Below are 15,135 nucleotides of genomic sequence, written 5' to 3' on the forward strand. Positions count from 1 at the left end.
TTTACTGGTATGGTTTTTCAGTCGACTGAAGAGCAACTTGGGTCGTATACTTTAATCAATTATAAAATGAAACAGCGTTAACATAATGGATACAAAATTTGCTTATTGGGTTCCCAACGTAAGTGGCGGACTGGTCATTACCGACTGGCCGATGAAAACGGATTGGAGCTATGAATACAACAAGAAATTGGCGCAAACTGCGGAGCAGGTCGGCTTTGATTACGGCCTGGCCCAGGCCCGCTTTTTTGGCAGTTACAATGCCGAAAAGCAGCTGGAGGCGTTGAGCATTGCCAACGCTCTTGCTGCCAATACCGAAAAATTACGGCTCATCGGTGCCGTTCACCCCGGACAGTGGAACCCGGGGCCCATCGCCAACTTTGTGGCCACCTCCGACCGAATCAGCAACGGGCGTTTCCACCTTAATGTGGTCAGCGGCTGGTTTAAAGATGAATTCACCCGCTTTGGCGAGCCCTGGCTTGCCCACGACGAGCGTTATGATCGCAGTGAAGAGTTTATCAAAGTACTGAAAGGCTTATGGACCGAGGAAAGTTTTTCCTTTAACGGCCGCTTCTACCAAATTGACGAGGCCCCCTGCGAGCCTAAACCCGTCACGCCCCCGGACATTTTCCAGGGCGGGAACTCTCCCCGTGCTCTGAAAATGGCGGCCCGGGTATCGGACTGGCTGTTCCTCAACGGCGGAAGTCTTGAAAAGATAAAAGGCCAGATTGACCAGGTCCGCCAATATGCCAAGGAGTTCGGCACCGAACCTCCCAGGGTAGGCGTAAACTCCTTCGTGATTTGCCGTGACACCGAAGCGGAAGCAAAAAAAGAGCTGGAAAACATTATTGAGCACGCCACAGAAGAGGCCGTGGAAGGCTTTAAAGAGCAAGTCAAAGGCGCCGGTCAATCGGCACCGGAAGGCGAAGGCATGTGGGCCGATTCCGATTTCAACGATCTTGTTCAATACAATGATGGGTTCAAAACAGGTCTCATCGGTACAAAAGAACAAATAGTCGAACGGATTCGCCAGCTCGATAGCATCGGCGTGGACCTCGTACTTACCGGATTTCTCCATTTTACCGACGAGCTTCCTTATTTCGGTAGGGAGATTATCCCTGCAGTAAGAGAAGCAGCGTCGACCAGGCCAACGGAAACAGTCTCCGTTTAACACTACCATTACCACTAGCCCTGGTATCCGGAGTATATCTCATTCCTGTTCAACGTATACTCATTGAACAGGATGAGATAATTCCGGCTTAAAAACTTGTATAACTATCACTAAAGACTTTCAGACTTATTATGAGCAACCTACTGGGTATCGTTGGCAGTGTTTCCAACCCCTCAAAAACCAGGACAGCCGTAGAAATAGCCTTGCAGTCCGCCGCTGATGCATTTGATATCGAAACCGAGCTCCTCCATTTGGCAGAATATGATCTTGAAACCGCTGACGGCCGGAAACTGGAGCAGTACAGCGGTGATACGGCCCGGGCACTGGAACTCATCGTCAGTAGCGAGGCCTATCTTATCGGGACACCGGTCTACCGGGGGAGCTATTCAGGCGTCCTGAAAAATCTTTTTGATCTCATTCCCAGGGGTAAGTGGCAGTCGGACCAGGCTCCGCTGGAAAACCGGCCGGTCGGTCTCATAGCAACCGGTGCCACAGACCACCACTACCTTTCCGTAAGCCAGGAACTGGGTCCCATCGCTTCCTTTTTTGGGGCATACCAGGTAGGCGGCGGCATCTATATCAACGCTTCTCAATTTGACGACCACCGAATAGTGGATGATGAAATTGTTCAACGGTTGCAGACCCTGGGCAAATCGACCATTGAACTGTCTCGTTATATCGACGAAAGCACTTTTTTATCATCGCTGGGACCCCAGTTCTGATTCCCGGCTAACATTAAACGAAACCAATAATCAGTATGACTATTTCCAAAGAAGAAACGGCTGAATCTCTCAAAAAGGCCATGCGGCAGCTGCCCTTTCCGGTAACGATTGCTACCGCTGCTATTGGCAAGGAGAAAAGAGGAGTTACCATTGGCTCTTTTACGAGCTTATCGCTTACCCCTCCGCTCATCTCTTTCAATATCGATCACGATGCCCAAATTCACGACCTGATAACCCGGGCTACTCATTATGCCATACATATTCCACAGCCGGAACAATCCAGCCTGTGCGATCATTTTGCCGTTTCCGGGCGGACAGGCGAAGAACAGTTTAAGGATGTAGACTACTATCGCAGCGCATACGGCAGTCCTATTTTAAGCAATATTTCAACCGTCATTCAATGTCGTTCATACGATAAACTTAAGGCCGGTGATCATACTATCATTGTGGGCGAGGTAGTGGAAATTGACCAGCAGAACGAACGTCCGGGTGTGCTGTATCACGATCGCTCCTATCGATCGGTCGGAGAATCGGTGCCGGAGGAAAAGATAACGGTGAAACGGGCGGGATGATTGATTGTCAGGAACCCTGAAAGCCGGAGAGAGAGTACGCTTACATGGGCCAGTGATCCTTTATTTTCACTTTCTGCAAAACAAGAACTGTGTACCGGTCACAAACCAGGGATTGAGCATTGTTATCTTCCCTTACGCACTTGATGAGGAAATGATCTCTTCACTGCTGTTGTTAGCCCATAGAAGTCCATATCCTCATCAATATTGATACCCTTTTTCATGGTAGCTGGTAATTTACATCCTCTGGTTAAATTAAACCTGGTCCTCCTTCTGTTTTTTTTAATCTTCGGCGGATTATACCTGGCTTCTGATTTCTTAATACCGCTTGCTTTTGCGGGCATTTTTGCAATGCTGATGTCTCCCTTATCTGCTAAACTGGAAGGGATCGGATTTAACAAAGCCCTGGCGTCTTTTGTCTGTATCCTGTTGTTGGTTTTGGTTTTTACCGGGATTGGCACCCTCTTGTCAACACAAATAGCCAGCTTTACAGAAGATCTCCCCCAAATAGAACAAGAAATTAACAAGCAGCTGATATCTTTGCAGGGGTTCTTTCATGAAACGTTTGGAATCTCTCCCGAAGAACAGCAAAAGATCGTTAAAGAGGGTTCCTCCTCGGAGTCCGGGGGCTTGAGCTCAATAATTCTCAGTTTTATCGATTCTTCTACGGGAGCAATGGCAAACGCCCTTCTCGTCCTGGTTTATATGTTTCTTCTCCTTTACTACCGGTCGAGATTTCCTATATTTATTCTCAAAGTTGTTTCCGAAGATCAGGAAGAACGGGCACAGCACGTCATTCAGGAGTCGAGCCAGGTGGCACAGAAATACCTGATCGGAAGAGGCATCCTGATTGTTATTCTGGCCGTGCTGTATTCTGCCGGGTTAACCATCGCCGGCCTTGATAACGCCCTTTTTCTTTCGGCCATAGCTGCTCTGTTAACTATTATTCCTTATGTCGGTAATATTATAGGCTTTTCCCTGCTAATGCTTATGGCCCTTGCTCAAGGCGAAGGATCACAGATGTATCTTAGCATACTCATTATCTTTTCGATCGTTCAGCTCATCGAAAGCTATGTGCTGGAACCCTTTGTCGTCGGGGCTGAAGTAGACATTCATCCCTTTTTTACCGTGGTTATTATCATTGTTGGCGAACAAATATGGGGTGTGGCGGGTATGATTCTGGCAATCCCGATGCTGGCCATTGTCAAAATAATCTTCAGCCATATTGACTTTATGTCGCCCTACGCCTACCTGATAGGAGATACCCGGGATAAGAAGAGGTCCAGAGCTTCTGATAAAATAAAGAATTGGTTTTCCCATACCTAAGAGAGGACGATGTAGAGCGAGTCCTTCCCAAAAGCAGTCATAATTTCATATCTTTAACGCTACAAATAAAAATAAATAAATGTCCATGCTTATTTTTCCCCATGCCGCCTGATTCCTGTATTTTATGCACCCATTCTGATGTCCGGCACTTTTATGAAGACAACTCCGAGCATTATGCCGGCAACTACTACCAGTGCCAACGCTGCCGCCTTATTTTCGCCACTCCCGAAGACCGTCCCTCGAGGGACAAAGAGTTTGCGCGTTACGAAACCCATGAAAATGATCCCGATGACGAAGGGTATCGCGCCTTCCTGGGGCAGTTATTTCAACCGATGAACGAGCTGCTGGAACCGGAGAGCAGGGGACTTGATTTCGGGTCGGGACCGGGACCCACCCTGCATCTCATGTTTGAGGGAGAGGGACATGAAATGCGTATCTACGATTCCTTTTATGATCGTGACCCCTCCGTTTTCGAGGAGACCTACGATTTTATCACCGCTACCGAGGTGGTCGAACATCTTTTTCATCCCGGAAAAGAACTGGATCGGCTGTGGAGCTGCCTGCGCCCCGGCGGATACCTGGGTATCATGACTAAAATAGCTGAGGATGATAAAGACTTTTTTGGCGACTGGCATTATCGGCTGGATTATACGCACGTCACCTTCTTTACGGAAAAGACATTCCGCTGGCTCGCCGATTACTGGGATGCTACGCTGAATTTCCCGGCCGATCGGGTCATCATTTTTCAAAAACCTTATCTTGAGAATAACTGATCGGGGGACCATTTGAGGGACAGCGTTCAGGCGGAAGCTGCGGCCCGGCCGTAGGGTCAATGTGGGGTGCTAAGGTCCCGTTACTAAAAGTTGCTTCACTATAGCGCTTTAATTATCATGCACCGCATGCAGAAGCGATGGGTTTTGAGTAATGGCAACAGTAAGATAACAGGTGTACGCAATGGCAAACGGACAAGCAGGCTCGGTTCAAACCGGACAAAAGAACGATTTTTTCGGCCATCCCCGGGGACTCTCAACACTTTTTTTTACGGAACTCTGGGAGCGTTTCAGCTACTACGGCATGCGCGCCCTGTTGGTGCTCTTTATGACCGCAGAAGCGATGGGAAGCAATCCCGGCCTCGGTTTCAGTGTCGGAAAAGCCACCGCTATCTACGGGTTATACACCTTTTTTGTGTATGTGCTTTCCCTTCCGGGCGGATGGGTTGCAGATAAACTCTGGGGTCAGCGCAAAGCGGTGTTTGTCGGCGGATGTATTATTGCGGCGGGACACTTTAGCATGGCGGTCCCCACCACCATGTTCTTTTACCTCGGACTGGCCCTCATTGTCATCGGCACCGGCCTGCTGAAGCCCAACGTCAGTTCGATGGTGGGCGACCTGTATCCCGAGGGCGGGGCGCGACGGGATGCCGGCTTTTCTATCTTTTACATGGGCATTAATTTTGGCGCTATTTTGGGTCCCCTGCTCTGCGGAGTCCTGGGCGAGGGCTATAACTGGCACTACGGATTCTCACTGGCCGGATTCGGGATGGTACTCGGACTGATCTCATATAAATACGGGTATAAATTTTTAGGCAATGCGGGGGACCTCAAAACCGGGGAGAGCCGGGAAGTCCTCAATGCGCGGAGCCGTAAATTTTACACGATCCTCTCCGTTACAGCCGGTGCCATCGTCGCTTTCACCTTCCTGATGAGTTCCGGTGTTATCAACATAACGCTCCAGACCCTGGCCGAATACCTGGGTGGTGCAGCCGTGACGATTACCTTTTTATTTTTCGGCTATATCATCTTCTTCGGGGGACACACGCGAGAGGAACAGAAGAAATTAGGGGTCATTTTCTGGCTCTTTATCCTGGCGGCGCTCTTCTGGAGCGGTTTTGAACAGGCGGGTTCCTCGCTCAACCTCTTTGCCCAGGATCTTACCAATCGCTCTATTGGAGACATTGCCTGGCTGGATGCCACGACCGCTTCTATTCTTACGTTGATCATTGCGATCCCGGTATTGTACATGGTATACCGGGTTTTCCAGCGCGAGGATCTCTGGGATTTTGCCAAATGGGTAGTCGGCATCTCATCCGTAGGCGTTCTCATTTTTATCTGGTGGCTGATTCAGCGGATCGGTATCGGCTGGGAAACGCCGGCCAGCACCCTCCAGCTTATCAACCCGTTTTTTATTGTTGTTTTCGCACCGATATTCGGGTGGCTGTGGACCTGGCTGGCGTCCAAAAATGCGAATCCCTCCATCCCGGTCAAATTCGGATTGGGATTATTCGGCCTGGCCGCCGGCTTTTTTGTGCTGTCGTGGGGAGCCGCCAACGCCACGGAAGCGAATCCCGTAAGTCCCTCCTGGCTTATTGTAACCTATTTTCTGCACACCTGCGGCGAACTCTGCCTTTCGCCTGTGGGACTCTCATCCATGACCAAGCTGGCCCCCAAAAGCCGGGTCAGTCAAATGATGGGCATCTGGTTTGTCGCCGCGGCCGTGGGCAATCTTTTTGCGGGACTCATGGCCGGACAGCTCGAAACGCTTGCACCCACAAGTCTCTTCTGGTGGGTCGCTATGATCGTAGGCGGCGGTGGAATTGTGGCGCTGATTGCCGCGCCCCCTGTCAAAAAGCTGATGGGGGATGTGAAATAGGCAGAAACTGGTTACAATACCTGTCCCCCGGAATACTACCCCCGTATTGCCTGGTGGATTGGGTCTTCCGTCCGGCAGTCCACAACGAACCGCATTGGTGGATCTTCGGCCCTAATATCGGTGAAGAACCAGAAAAATTTTCATCCGAAAGTTCCCTTTCCAGGAACACCACCCGGTTTGGGGGAGCTGTCCGCAGTAATCCACCGGGGCGGGTGTCTTTGCACGGTATTACAGAATCAAGAACATACAGCTAAATACAGACTCTATATCCCTGTCTTTAGGGCTAATAGCCCATCTTACATAGCTCACTCAAAAACAATTGTTCGCCCGTTATGGATAAAGATCCGTTCCTCCAATAATAACTTGACGGCCTTGGCCAACACCGTCTTTTCCACATCCCGGCCCGCATTGGCCATTTGATCGGCTGTGTGCGAATGATTGACCGGGAGCACATCCTGGGCAATAATGGGCCCCTCATCAAGGTCTTCCGTCACAAAATGAGCCGTGGCCCCGATTATTTTTACGCCCCGCTCAAACGCCTGCCTGTAGGGATTCGCCCCGATAAACGCCGGCAAAAAGGAGTGATGGATGTTGACAATGCGTCCCCGGTAGCGGTTGACAAATTCCGGGGTAAATATGCGCATATATTTTGCCAGGACAATATAATCCGGATCATACCGGTCAATAACTTCCTGCAGTTGCTTTTCATGGGCTCTCCGCTCCAGGTTCTCGTGACTTACCTTATGAAAAGGGACGTCAAAGGCCCGTGATAGGGCTTCCAGCTCCCCGTAATTGCTGATCACGGCATCGATTTCCGCGGGTATTTCGCCATAGCTGTTCCGGAGCAACAGATCTCCCAGGCAGTGGGCTTCTTTGGTGGCCATGACAATGATCGACCGGTCGCCAATCTCGGCCTGTCGAATGTTTGCCGCCGCCGGCAACGCCTCGTTGAGATCCCTTACCACACCGCGGGGCGTCCGGTCTCCCTCAAAGGCCGTACGCATCACAAAATGGTTTGATGTAGCGTCCACAAATTCCTGGTTGCTGACAATATTTAACCCGTAGTTATACAGCACTTCCGTAATCCGGTAGACCAGTCCCTTTTCATCCGGACAGTCGATATGCAATACCTGATTTCCCATCTTATACTTAGACTTATATTTTTACCTTTAGCTTCCTCTACTCAAAGCCATCCGTCCGTAATATCTATTCTGCGACCATCTCCACTCCCGCGATCAGACAACAAACAGCAGCACCAACAGTAAAAATAAAATCTGCGCCAGTCAACCTTTCTTTTTCGTTCCTCCCTTTCCATCTATTGTTCCTCATCCGATATGAATGCTGATTACCGGCACCAGAGTCGTTATATTTACCTGTTATGAAAAATTCGACGACAGCATCCGATCCAGCAAATAATGCCCCTGTCACGCAGCGAAAACCCATCGCGGCTATCGCAACACCTGTGGGCGAAGGGGGGATTGCCGTCATCCGGGTATCCGGAAAAAACGCCATTGAAATAGTAAACGAGGCCTTCCGGGCAGCGGATCTTACCGAAAAAGAGAGCCATACCGTTCATTTTGGAAAAATCGTCAATGCGCAGGGAAACGTGGTAGACGAAGTACTCGCCACCCTGTTTCACGCTCCCAGGTCGTACACGGGAGAAGAGACGGTGGAGATTTCCTGCCACGGGGGCGTGCTGGTCACCCAGGCCGTACTGGAGACGGTATTGGCCCTCGGCATCCATTCCGCCGAGGCGGGAGAGTTTACCCAGCGGGCGTTCCTGAATGGCAAAATGGAACTGAGTCAGGCCGAAGCGGTGGCCGACCTGATTCACGCAAAAAGTGCCAAAGCGCTGGATTCCGCACACCAGCAGCTGGAGGGACGGCTGGGCGAGCATATCAGGGAGTTTCGGCAGCAAATTATCGACGCAACCGCCATGGTGGAACTGGAGCTGGATTTCGTAGAGGAGGATGTGGAATTCGCCAACCGCGAACAGCTCCGGGAGTTGCTCGCCGAGCTGGAAGAAGAGATAGACAAGCTGCTTGCCACCTACGAAACCGGACGACTGGTCAAGCACGGGGTTCGAACGGTCTTTATCGGGCTGCCCAATGCCGGCAAATCAACTCTGCTGAATACGCTGGTGGGCAAAGACCGGGCGATCGTTACTGAAATCGCCGGAACCACCCGCGATACCATTGACGTGGACTGGAGCTACGAAGGCCTCCGGTTCATCCTTACCGACACGGCGGGACTCCGCAAGACGGAGGATGTGGTAGAGGCAGAGGGGGTCAAGCGATCTCAAAAAGCGTTCCAGGAAGCGGACCTGGCAGTTTATCTGAAAGACCTGTCCCGCGAACCGACGGCGGCGGAGCGCCAAGATATCGCCCGGTTTCAAAAAGCGGCCGGCGATACCCCCTTCGTTCTGATCGGCACCAAAAAGGATATCGCACTGGATGTGGAGGATGAGCGCATGGATTACGACCTGAAGATATCGGCCCTTGAAGGTGAAAAAATAGCGGAGCTTAAAAAGCTGATGAAGCAGCGGGCGCTGGAAAACAAGCATTACGACGCCTCAAGCCTGCTGGTCACCTCCAGCCGTCACCGTGACGCCCTTCAAAAAGCCCGACAGAACGTACAGAGCGCTCTGCAGGCCCTCGATCAGGGCATGACCGGTGATTTCCTCTCCATCGACCTGCGCTCAGCCCTGAAAGACCTGGGGTCCATCACCGGCGAAATCACCAACGAGGATATTTTGGACTCCATATTCTCGCGCTTTTGTATCGGTAAGTGAAGTGGTTTTTTCTTAGTTAGCTAACGTCTTTATATCCTTTCACTTAGGGCCATAACAACATACTATAGTTTCGCTTCTTTTAGCCGGTATTGTTATGAAAATAATAACCGCGCTGTAGTTCGCTACCGGTGTCCGCTATTCGCCTGTGATTGCTTTAATTCGTTTTACCACCTCGGTACTGTACCGCTGTTCATCCTGTTTCACTTCACCCCCGGCCTCCGCCCGGTGTCCATACGTCATCAGCCAAACCTGTCCGGCCCCCTCGATTTCCGATCCGTGACTTCTCCACGTATCCAGTGGCTTGGTTCCCCGGCCATGATCCGTGGTCACGATAAAAGTTGTTTGCCCTTTGTAATAAGGATCTTCCTGGGTATAGTTCCAGAGTTCCTTCAAAAACGCATCAGTGCTGTGAGCCGAATTCAGGTAGGCCTGGTAGTTCCCGTCATGGGCAAAATCGTCCGTTTCCCCATAGGCGATATAGACGATATTCGGGTGCTCCCTTTTCATATACTCCAGCGCGTAATTGTGGGTAAACATATCCAGGCGAACCGATCCCCAGGGGCTCGGAGTATTGGGCTGGACTTTATTCAAGAATCGCTCGATTTCAGTCAAGTTTTCACTCCCGGCTGTCTCGAAACCTGCATTCACCGGTACACCACTTCGCTGCTCATTAATGATATACGGAAATACATCCCAACTGCCAAAAGCGGCCACCCTGCCTTTATATTTCAGACTCTTGTTAAGCTTTTCGAGAATCGTAACATTGGGATTGTTAATCTTGTCATTGCTATTGATACGCTCATCATCCGCTTTGCCGGTCAAAATCTCGTTATACCCGGGATAGGAAAATACCATCCCGTTCGTCAGGTTCACTTTACTTCCCTCCCAGCGATTACCATGGATGCTGCCTATCTCTGCTATCGTATTCCAGATAAACGGAAGCAGCGCTTCTCTTCTCCTGGTCGGAGTTTCCCTCCAAAACCGTTCTTTTAAAGGAGAAGCATCGGATACATAATCTTCATGGTCAATAAGCAAAGAATCCGCCCCCGCAAAAAGTTCCTGCCAGCGAAGCCCGTCAAGGGTTATAAGAATCACTTTGTCTGTAGGCGAATTATTCTGAGCCTTAGCCTTGGTGTTCCAGCCGGCAAAAAGAAAGTAACAAACCAACATCAGCGCTGAGAGTATAAATTGTTTCTTCACGGCAATGTTATTAAAGATTAGGTGTTATCATAGATTATTGATTCCCGGTCGAAAGAGCTGTCCACGCACAAATTGATCAGGCATAGCCCGGCGGGATCGGATGGTAGTTTCTATTCCACCCTTTCCCACTGACAGTACCATCACAGTAACAGGTTCCATGATTATAGTCAACCCAGTCCGGCAAATGAGTATGGTTGACCGATCCTTTTGCCAAACGGAGGATTCTTCTTTTTTGTTAGTATTCTTTCCGACGACCCGGCACCCGGTCTATGCCTCGGCCAACCTGGCAGCAGTTAACGGGGCGATCAACAGCTTTGTGACGGCAGCAGCGATAGAACAGGAAAATGACGTGTGCATCAATGCGATACATCCGGGCGTGGTGGAGGATTCCCCGGAATTCTTTGATGCCTTCCCGGGACACAATACCGTAGCCACGGACCGCGTGGTAACCGCTTCCCGGAAGAGCGTGCCCGGCACTGTTTCATGACAGGTTATCAACCTCCGGTAGCGCAATCAGAAATGCTGACCGACCGACGGTCTAATGAACCACATAATTTTCGCAACTTTAAAACAAAGAAATGAGTATTAAACAACTTACCGACATCTCTTATTCCCTGCTGGACCTGGCAGTCATCACGGAAGGACAGTCCCCCGCCGATGCCATCCATAACAGCCGCGATTTGGCCCGGCATGCAGAGAAAATGGGCTACAGCCGGTTCTGGATGGCCGAACATCACAACATGGAGAACATCGCCAGTTCTGCCACCTCTGTTTTACTCGGTTATGTAGCGGAAGCTACGAATTCCATTCGCATCGGCTCGGGGGGCGTTATGCTGCCCAATCACTCGCCGCTGGTCATTGCCGAACAGTTCGGTACACTCGCCACCCTTTATCCCGGCCGGGTCGATCTCGGGCTGGGACGCGCCCCCGGCACCGATCAGGCAACAGCCCGGGCCATCCGTCCCGACCGGATGCAGCAAGTGCGCCAGTTCCCCAGTAACATCAGGCAGCTGCAACAGTATTTTTCCGCCAAAAACAGCAGCTCCGGTGTCCGCGCAATCCCCGGCGAAGGGACCGACGTTCCGCTGTGGATCCTGGGATCCAGCACCGACAGCGCCCACCTGGCTGCAGCGATGGGACTCCCCTACGTGTTTGCGAGCCACTTCTCCCCGCAGCAGCTCCATGCCGCCCTGAAGGTCTACCGTGATAAGTTTGAGCCTTCCGACCAGCTGGATGAACCCTACGTCATGCCCTGTGTTAATGTGGTGGCAGCCGATACCGATGAGCAAGCCGAATGGCTGTCCACTTCCCTAAAGCAGATGTTCATGGGCGTCGTTACCGGCGAACGCAAGCCGATGCCGCCCCCGGTCGATGACATGAATACCGTTTGGAACCTGAAGGAAAAAATGGCGGTAGAACAGATGCTCAAGTATTCCTTTATCGGAAGCAAACAGACGGTTGAAAAAGAAATAACGGAATTTGCAAATAAAACGGAAGCCGACGAGATCATGATCGCCTCCTATATCTATGATCATGAAGAACGTATTAAATCTCACCGTTTGTTTGCCGAAGTAATGCGGGGAAAAGAATCATCCCCTTCAGCCAAAGAGTTCACGACAACATGACAAAAGCTATTTTTCAGTAGATTAAATAAACCCCCATGAAGAGGATAGCAGGAATATCTTCATCGTCCTGTAACCGGGGAAAGGAATTTACTACATTGCATCGTTAACTATTAAGGATAACCCGACCCATCCAATGAAAAGGTCAATATTTATTGTAATCCTGTTACTTTTAAGCACTTCCTTCCTGTTCGGGCAGGACAGGCGTCCCCCTCTCGGCATCAACCTTGAGGACTACGACTATCCCTACCCGGCCGAATATTTTGCCTTCAAGTCACAGCAGCAATCGGTGGAAATGGCGTTTATGTACGAGGAAGCCGGCGACCCCAATGGCAAGACCATCCTGCTGTTCCACGGCAAAAACTTCAACGGCGCCTACTTCGGGGAAGTAATGCAGGCGTTGCTGGACGAAGGATTTAATGTGTTGGCTCCCGACCAGATTGGCTTCGGCAAGTCGACCAAACCAGATTATTATCACTACACCTTCCAGCAGCTGGCGCGAAATACCAGGGCGTTGGCCGATTCCCTGGGAATCAGTCGAACCGTGGTTCTGGGTCACTCTATGGGTGGCATGCTGGCCACTCGCTTCTCGCTGATGTATCCCGAAAGAGTGGAAACGCTGGTTCTTGAAAATCCCATCGGGCTGGAAGACTGGAAGAAAAAAGTGCCCTACCAGGGAGTGGACCACTGGTTCCGGCAGGAGCTGGACAAGACCTATGAAGGCGTCAGGCAATATATGTCCCAAAGCTATTACGACAACAACTGGAAACCCGCCTATGATGAGTGGCTCTACCTGCGGACGGGCTTTTTCGGCCAGCCCGGCTACGAGCGCTATGCCTGGAATCAGGCGCTGACCACCGACATGGTTTTTACCCAGCCCGTGCTGTATGAATTTTCGGACCTGGAAGTCCCGGCCGTACTCATTATCGGCCAGCGCGATCGTACTGCCCTCGGCACCGGACTGGTTCCCGATTCGGTGGCCGCAACGATGGGACAGTATCCCGAGCTGGGCAAACGCACCGCCCGGGAAATCCCCGATGCTACGCTCATCGAGCTGGACGGCATCGGGCATCTGCCGCATATCGAAGCGTTTGACCGTTTTATGAAAGCCCTGCTTTCCAGGATCAACTGAGTGCGTCCTATAAGAGCAGGTTTCCATCCCTCGCTCCGGGACCCATAGCCCCGAGTATTCACGCATGCATGCGAACTAACCTGGTAGTACGCAATATTACTGGTCGTATCTAATTTGCGGGTTGGGTTTAGCTTGGACTTGAGGGAAGAGAAGTGCTGCGAGATGTCGTAGACATTGGAGATTAAATTAAACAGAAAAGGGCCCCCTCTTTTGAGTTGGGCCCTTCATTTCCTGAAAATGAAAAAAATCCGTTCAGGTAATTTAATTATTTCCGCCGTCCGAACCTGAACCGCCTGCGTCGTTGTTTCCACCCTGGTTTTGCGGCATTTCGGGCACCGCAGAGGGACTTTGAGACGAGTTGTCAAAGTTATTTTGCTGCTGAGCGGGCGCTTCAACACCACTTTCCTGAACCGCACTTTCGGAAGCCCCGCCCCTGTCAATAGCAAAGTTGGCAAGCAAGCTGAGCACAAGTAAAGCCCCGCCCAGCACGCTGGTGGATTTCGAGAGCAAGTCAGCCGTGCGGCGCGCCCCCAGGCCGGCCCCGCCCTGCATGCCGCCCGCCAAACCGCCGGAAAGTCCCCCTCCCTGGCCCGGCTGCAAAAGGACGACAATAGTTAACAGAATGCAAACAAGAACAATAAGAACTAAAATGATATTATACAGCATAAGAAAGACAACTATCGGTAAATGTTAGACCCGTTAAGTTATTCAATATTCCTTTTTTTTACAATGTTATTATGTCAATAAATTTCCTTTCTTGTATTATCAACCCTGTTATGGTTAATTTATTATCCTAAAGTTCTTTTCTGTGGAAGATTTCACGAACCAACTACAAGATATCGTTCAGAACTCGCCGGCCTTAAGCAATAAAGTCCTTCTTTCCCTCGGGATTATTTTCATCATATGGTTGATTCGCTACCTCGCCGTGCGGTCGGTTAACAAGCACATACCGGAGGCGAAAGAACAATACAAGTGGCGCAAGAACCTCACGTATATCTCCGTTTTTCTCGGATTCCTGGTTGTCGGACGCATTTGGTTTGAGGGACTGCAGTCGCTGGCGACTTTCCTGGGGTTGCTCTCGGCGGGACTGGCAATCGCCCTTAAAGACCCGATTTCCGACTTAGCCGGGTGGTTGTTCATTCTCTGGCGCAAACCGTTTAAAGTGGGAGACCGCATCCAGGTGGGCGATACGAAAGGAGATGTCATCGATCTGCGGATTTTTAAGTTTACGGTACTTGAAATCGGCAACTGGGTGCGCAGCGACCAAAGCACCGGCCGGGTGGTCCATGTGCCCAATCACCTGATTTTTTCCGACGCGCTGGCTAACTATACCAGCGACTTTGATTTTATCTGGAATGAACTGGAAGTGCTTGTCACCTTCGAAAGCGACTGGGATAAAGCAAAACAGATCCTGCAGCAAATTACAGACAAGCATCTCGAAGAGTTCGTAGAAAAAGCCGACCGGCAGGTCCGCCGCGCCCAAAAGGCATACCTTATTTATTACCGGCATCTCACTCCAATCGTCTATACGGATGTACAGGACAGCGGCATATGCCTGACGATCCGCCATCTTGCGAATCCGCGCAACCGGAGAGGAATCTCCCAGGCCATTTGGGAGGATATCCTCCACGCGTTTGAGGAACACGACGACATTGAATTAGCCTACCCGACGATGCGTATCTACAGGGATCCCTGATTATACGATTCCTTCGTAAAACCGTTGTTTTGTCTATCTCTACATTTTCGCGATTTCAACATCCTCCCCTGCAGGCTATAATACGTTTTTCGGGACGAACCAGCTTTCCCAGTTTATGCAAACGAATCCCATTGCGGAACTGACACAAGCGCCGGAAGTCAGCATTGGGTCCGGGAGGATTGACTCGCGAGCGGGGCGGATATACACTGCGTTTTGAAATCGCTCGGGCCTGGTATGGAATAAGACCCCTGGTTTTTAAC

Annotated in this window: 14 protein-coding genes and 1 pseudogene; 12 read left to right on the forward strand and 3 right to left on the reverse strand. The window is 50.8% G+C overall.

Features of this window, described 5'->3' with window-relative positions; all coding sequences use genetic code 11:
* The first annotated feature begins 85 nt into the window (after positions 1 to 85).
* From sfnG to ACESLU_RS01670, 6 genes are all read left to right on the forward strand, one after another.
* Positions 86 to 1,168, forward strand: a complete 1,083-nt coding sequence (gene sfnG, locus ACESLU_RS01645) for a dimethylsulfone monooxygenase SfnG (RefSeq protein WP_372634207.1) — start codon at positions 86 to 88, stop codon at positions 1,166 to 1,168.
* A 131-nt stretch (positions 1,169 to 1,299) separates the two neighbouring features.
* Positions 1,300 to 1,890 carry an NADPH-dependent FMN reductase gene (locus ACESLU_RS01650; RefSeq protein ID WP_372634210.1) on the forward strand — a complete coding sequence of 197 codons (591 nt, stop codon included), beginning with the start codon at positions 1,300 to 1,302 and terminating at the stop codon, positions 1,888 to 1,890.
* Between the two features lie 35 nt (positions 1,891 to 1,925).
* Positions 1,926 to 2,462: a flavin reductase family protein gene (locus ACESLU_RS01655; protein WP_372634213.1), complete on the forward strand. Its 537-nt coding sequence runs from the start codon at positions 1,926 to 1,928 to the stop codon at positions 2,460 to 2,462.
* Between the two features lie 219 nt (positions 2,463 to 2,681).
* Entirely contained in the window at positions 2,682 to 3,785 is a 1,104-nt protein-coding gene (locus ACESLU_RS01660) for an AI-2E family transporter (RefSeq protein ID WP_372634216.1), read from the forward strand.
* Between the two features lie 101 nt (positions 3,786 to 3,886).
* On the forward strand, positions 3,887 to 4,558 hold the full coding sequence (locus ACESLU_RS01665; protein WP_372634218.1) for a class I SAM-dependent methyltransferase: 672 nt from the start codon (positions 3,887 to 3,889) through the stop codon (positions 4,556 to 4,558).
* A 181-nt stretch (positions 4,559 to 4,739) separates the two neighbouring features.
* Positions 4,740 to 6,434, forward strand: coding sequence for a peptide MFS transporter (locus ACESLU_RS01670; RefSeq protein ID WP_372634221.1), 1,695 nt, complete (start codon positions 4,740 to 4,742; stop codon positions 6,432 to 6,434).
* Positions 6,435 to 6,739: 305 nt separating this feature from the next.
* Here ACESLU_RS01670 and purU read toward each other — a convergent pair whose 3' ends face one another.
* A complete protein-coding gene (purU, locus tag ACESLU_RS01675) occupies positions 6,740 to 7,576 on the reverse strand; it encodes a formyltetrahydrofolate deformylase (protein ID WP_372634224.1) in 837 nt (278 codons plus the stop codon).
* Positions 7,577 to 7,812: 236 nt separating this feature from the next.
* Between purU and mnmE the strand changes: the two genes are divergently transcribed.
* On the forward strand, positions 7,813 to 9,225 hold the full coding sequence (gene mnmE, locus ACESLU_RS01680) for a tRNA uridine-5-carboxymethylaminomethyl(34) synthesis GTPase MnmE (RefSeq protein ID WP_372634228.1): 1,413 nt from the start codon (positions 7,813 to 7,815) through the stop codon (positions 9,223 to 9,225).
* A gap of 135 nt (positions 9,226 to 9,360) precedes the next feature.
* On the opposite strand, the gene ACESLU_RS01685 is transcribed toward mnmE, so the two are convergent.
* A complete protein-coding gene (locus ACESLU_RS01685) occupies positions 9,361 to 10,425 on the reverse strand; it encodes an alkaline phosphatase family protein (protein WP_372634230.1) in 1,065 nt (354 codons plus the stop codon).
* 190 nt (positions 10,426 to 10,615) lie between these two features.
* On the opposite strand from ACESLU_RS01685, the gene ACESLU_RS01690 reads away from it, so the two are divergent.
* From ACESLU_RS01690 to ACESLU_RS01700, 3 genes are all read left to right on the forward strand, one after another.
* Positions 10,616 to 10,912 carry a hypothetical protein gene (locus tag ACESLU_RS01690; protein WP_372634234.1) on the forward strand — a complete coding sequence of 99 codons (297 nt, stop codon included), beginning with the start codon at positions 10,616 to 10,618 and terminating at the stop codon, positions 10,910 to 10,912.
* 91 nt (positions 10,913 to 11,003) lie between these two features.
* Positions 11,004 to 12,050 carry an LLM class flavin-dependent oxidoreductase gene (locus tag ACESLU_RS01695; protein WP_372634237.1) on the forward strand — a complete coding sequence of 349 codons (1,047 nt, stop codon included), beginning with the start codon at positions 11,004 to 11,006 and terminating at the stop codon, positions 12,048 to 12,050.
* A 133-nt stretch (positions 12,051 to 12,183) separates the two neighbouring features.
* Positions 12,184 to 13,179, forward strand: coding sequence for an alpha/beta fold hydrolase (locus tag ACESLU_RS01700; protein WP_372634240.1), 996 nt, complete (start codon positions 12,184 to 12,186; stop codon positions 13,177 to 13,179).
* Between the two features lie 261 nt (positions 13,180 to 13,440).
* On the opposite strand, the gene secG is transcribed toward ACESLU_RS01700, so the two are convergent.
* Positions 13,441 to 13,845 (reverse strand): preprotein translocase subunit SecG, encoded by a 405-nt coding sequence (gene secG / locus ACESLU_RS01705; RefSeq protein WP_372634243.1) that lies wholly within the window; start codon positions 13,843 to 13,845, stop codon positions 13,441 to 13,443.
* A 142-nt stretch (positions 13,846 to 13,987) separates the two neighbouring features.
* Between secG and ACESLU_RS01710 the strand changes: the two genes are divergently transcribed.
* Both ACESLU_RS01710 and ACESLU_RS01715 read left to right on the forward strand, forming a co-directional pair.
* Positions 13,988 to 14,875, forward strand: coding sequence for a mechanosensitive ion channel family protein (locus tag ACESLU_RS01710; protein WP_372634245.1), 888 nt, complete (start codon positions 13,988 to 13,990; stop codon positions 14,873 to 14,875).
* Positions 14,876 to 14,954: 79 nt separating this feature from the next.
* Positions 14,955 to 15,135 (forward strand): annotated as a pseudogene (locus tag ACESLU_RS01715) (hypothetical protein); the annotation flags it as partial.

It is taken from the genome of Fodinibius sp. (assembly GCF_041642155.1).
Taxonomy (GTDB): domain Bacteria; phylum Bacteroidota; class Rhodothermia; order Balneolales; family Balneolaceae; genus Fodinibius.

What these genes read in the sequence shown, in the direction of transcription:
- ACESLU_RS01690 (WP_372634234.1), top strand. Translation starts at nt 10,616, where the DNA reads ATGGTTGACCGATCCTTTTGCCAAACGGAGGATTCTTCTTTTTTGTTA.
- secG (WP_372634243.1), bottom strand. Translation starts at nt 13,845, where the DNA reads ATGCTGTATAATATCATTTTAGTTCTTATTGTTCTTGTTTGCATTCTG.
- ACESLU_RS01650 (WP_372634210.1), top strand. Translation starts at nt 1,300, where the DNA reads ATGAGCAACCTACTGGGTATCGTTGGCAGTGTTTCCAACCCCTCAAAA.
- ACESLU_RS01660 (WP_372634216.1), top strand. Translation starts at nt 2,682, where the DNA reads ATGGTAGCTGGTAATTTACATCCTCTGGTTAAATTAAACCTGGTCCTC.
- ACESLU_RS01670 (WP_372634221.1), top strand. Translation starts at nt 4,740, where the DNA reads ATGGCAAACGGACAAGCAGGCTCGGTTCAAACCGGACAAAAGAACGAT.
- ACESLU_RS01695 (WP_372634237.1), top strand. Translation starts at nt 11,004, where the DNA reads ATGAGTATTAAACAACTTACCGACATCTCTTATTCCCTGCTGGACCTG.
- ACESLU_RS01665 (WP_372634218.1), top strand. Translation starts at nt 3,887, where the DNA reads ATGCCGCCTGATTCCTGTATTTTATGCACCCATTCTGATGTCCGGCAC.
- ACESLU_RS01655 (WP_372634213.1), top strand. Translation starts at nt 1,926, where the DNA reads ATGACTATTTCCAAAGAAGAAACGGCTGAATCTCTCAAAAAGGCCATG.
- sfnG (WP_372634207.1), top strand. Translation starts at nt 86, where the DNA reads ATGGATACAAAATTTGCTTATTGGGTTCCCAACGTAAGTGGCGGACTG.
- purU (WP_372634224.1), bottom strand. Translation starts at nt 7,576, where the DNA reads ATGGGAAATCAGGTATTGCATATCGACTGTCCGGATGAAAAGGGACTG.
- mnmE (WP_372634228.1), top strand. Translation starts at nt 7,813, where the DNA reads ATGAAAAATTCGACGACAGCATCCGATCCAGCAAATAATGCCCCTGTC.
- ACESLU_RS01700 (WP_372634240.1), top strand. Translation starts at nt 12,184, where the DNA reads ATGAAAAGGTCAATATTTATTGTAATCCTGTTACTTTTAAGCACTTCC.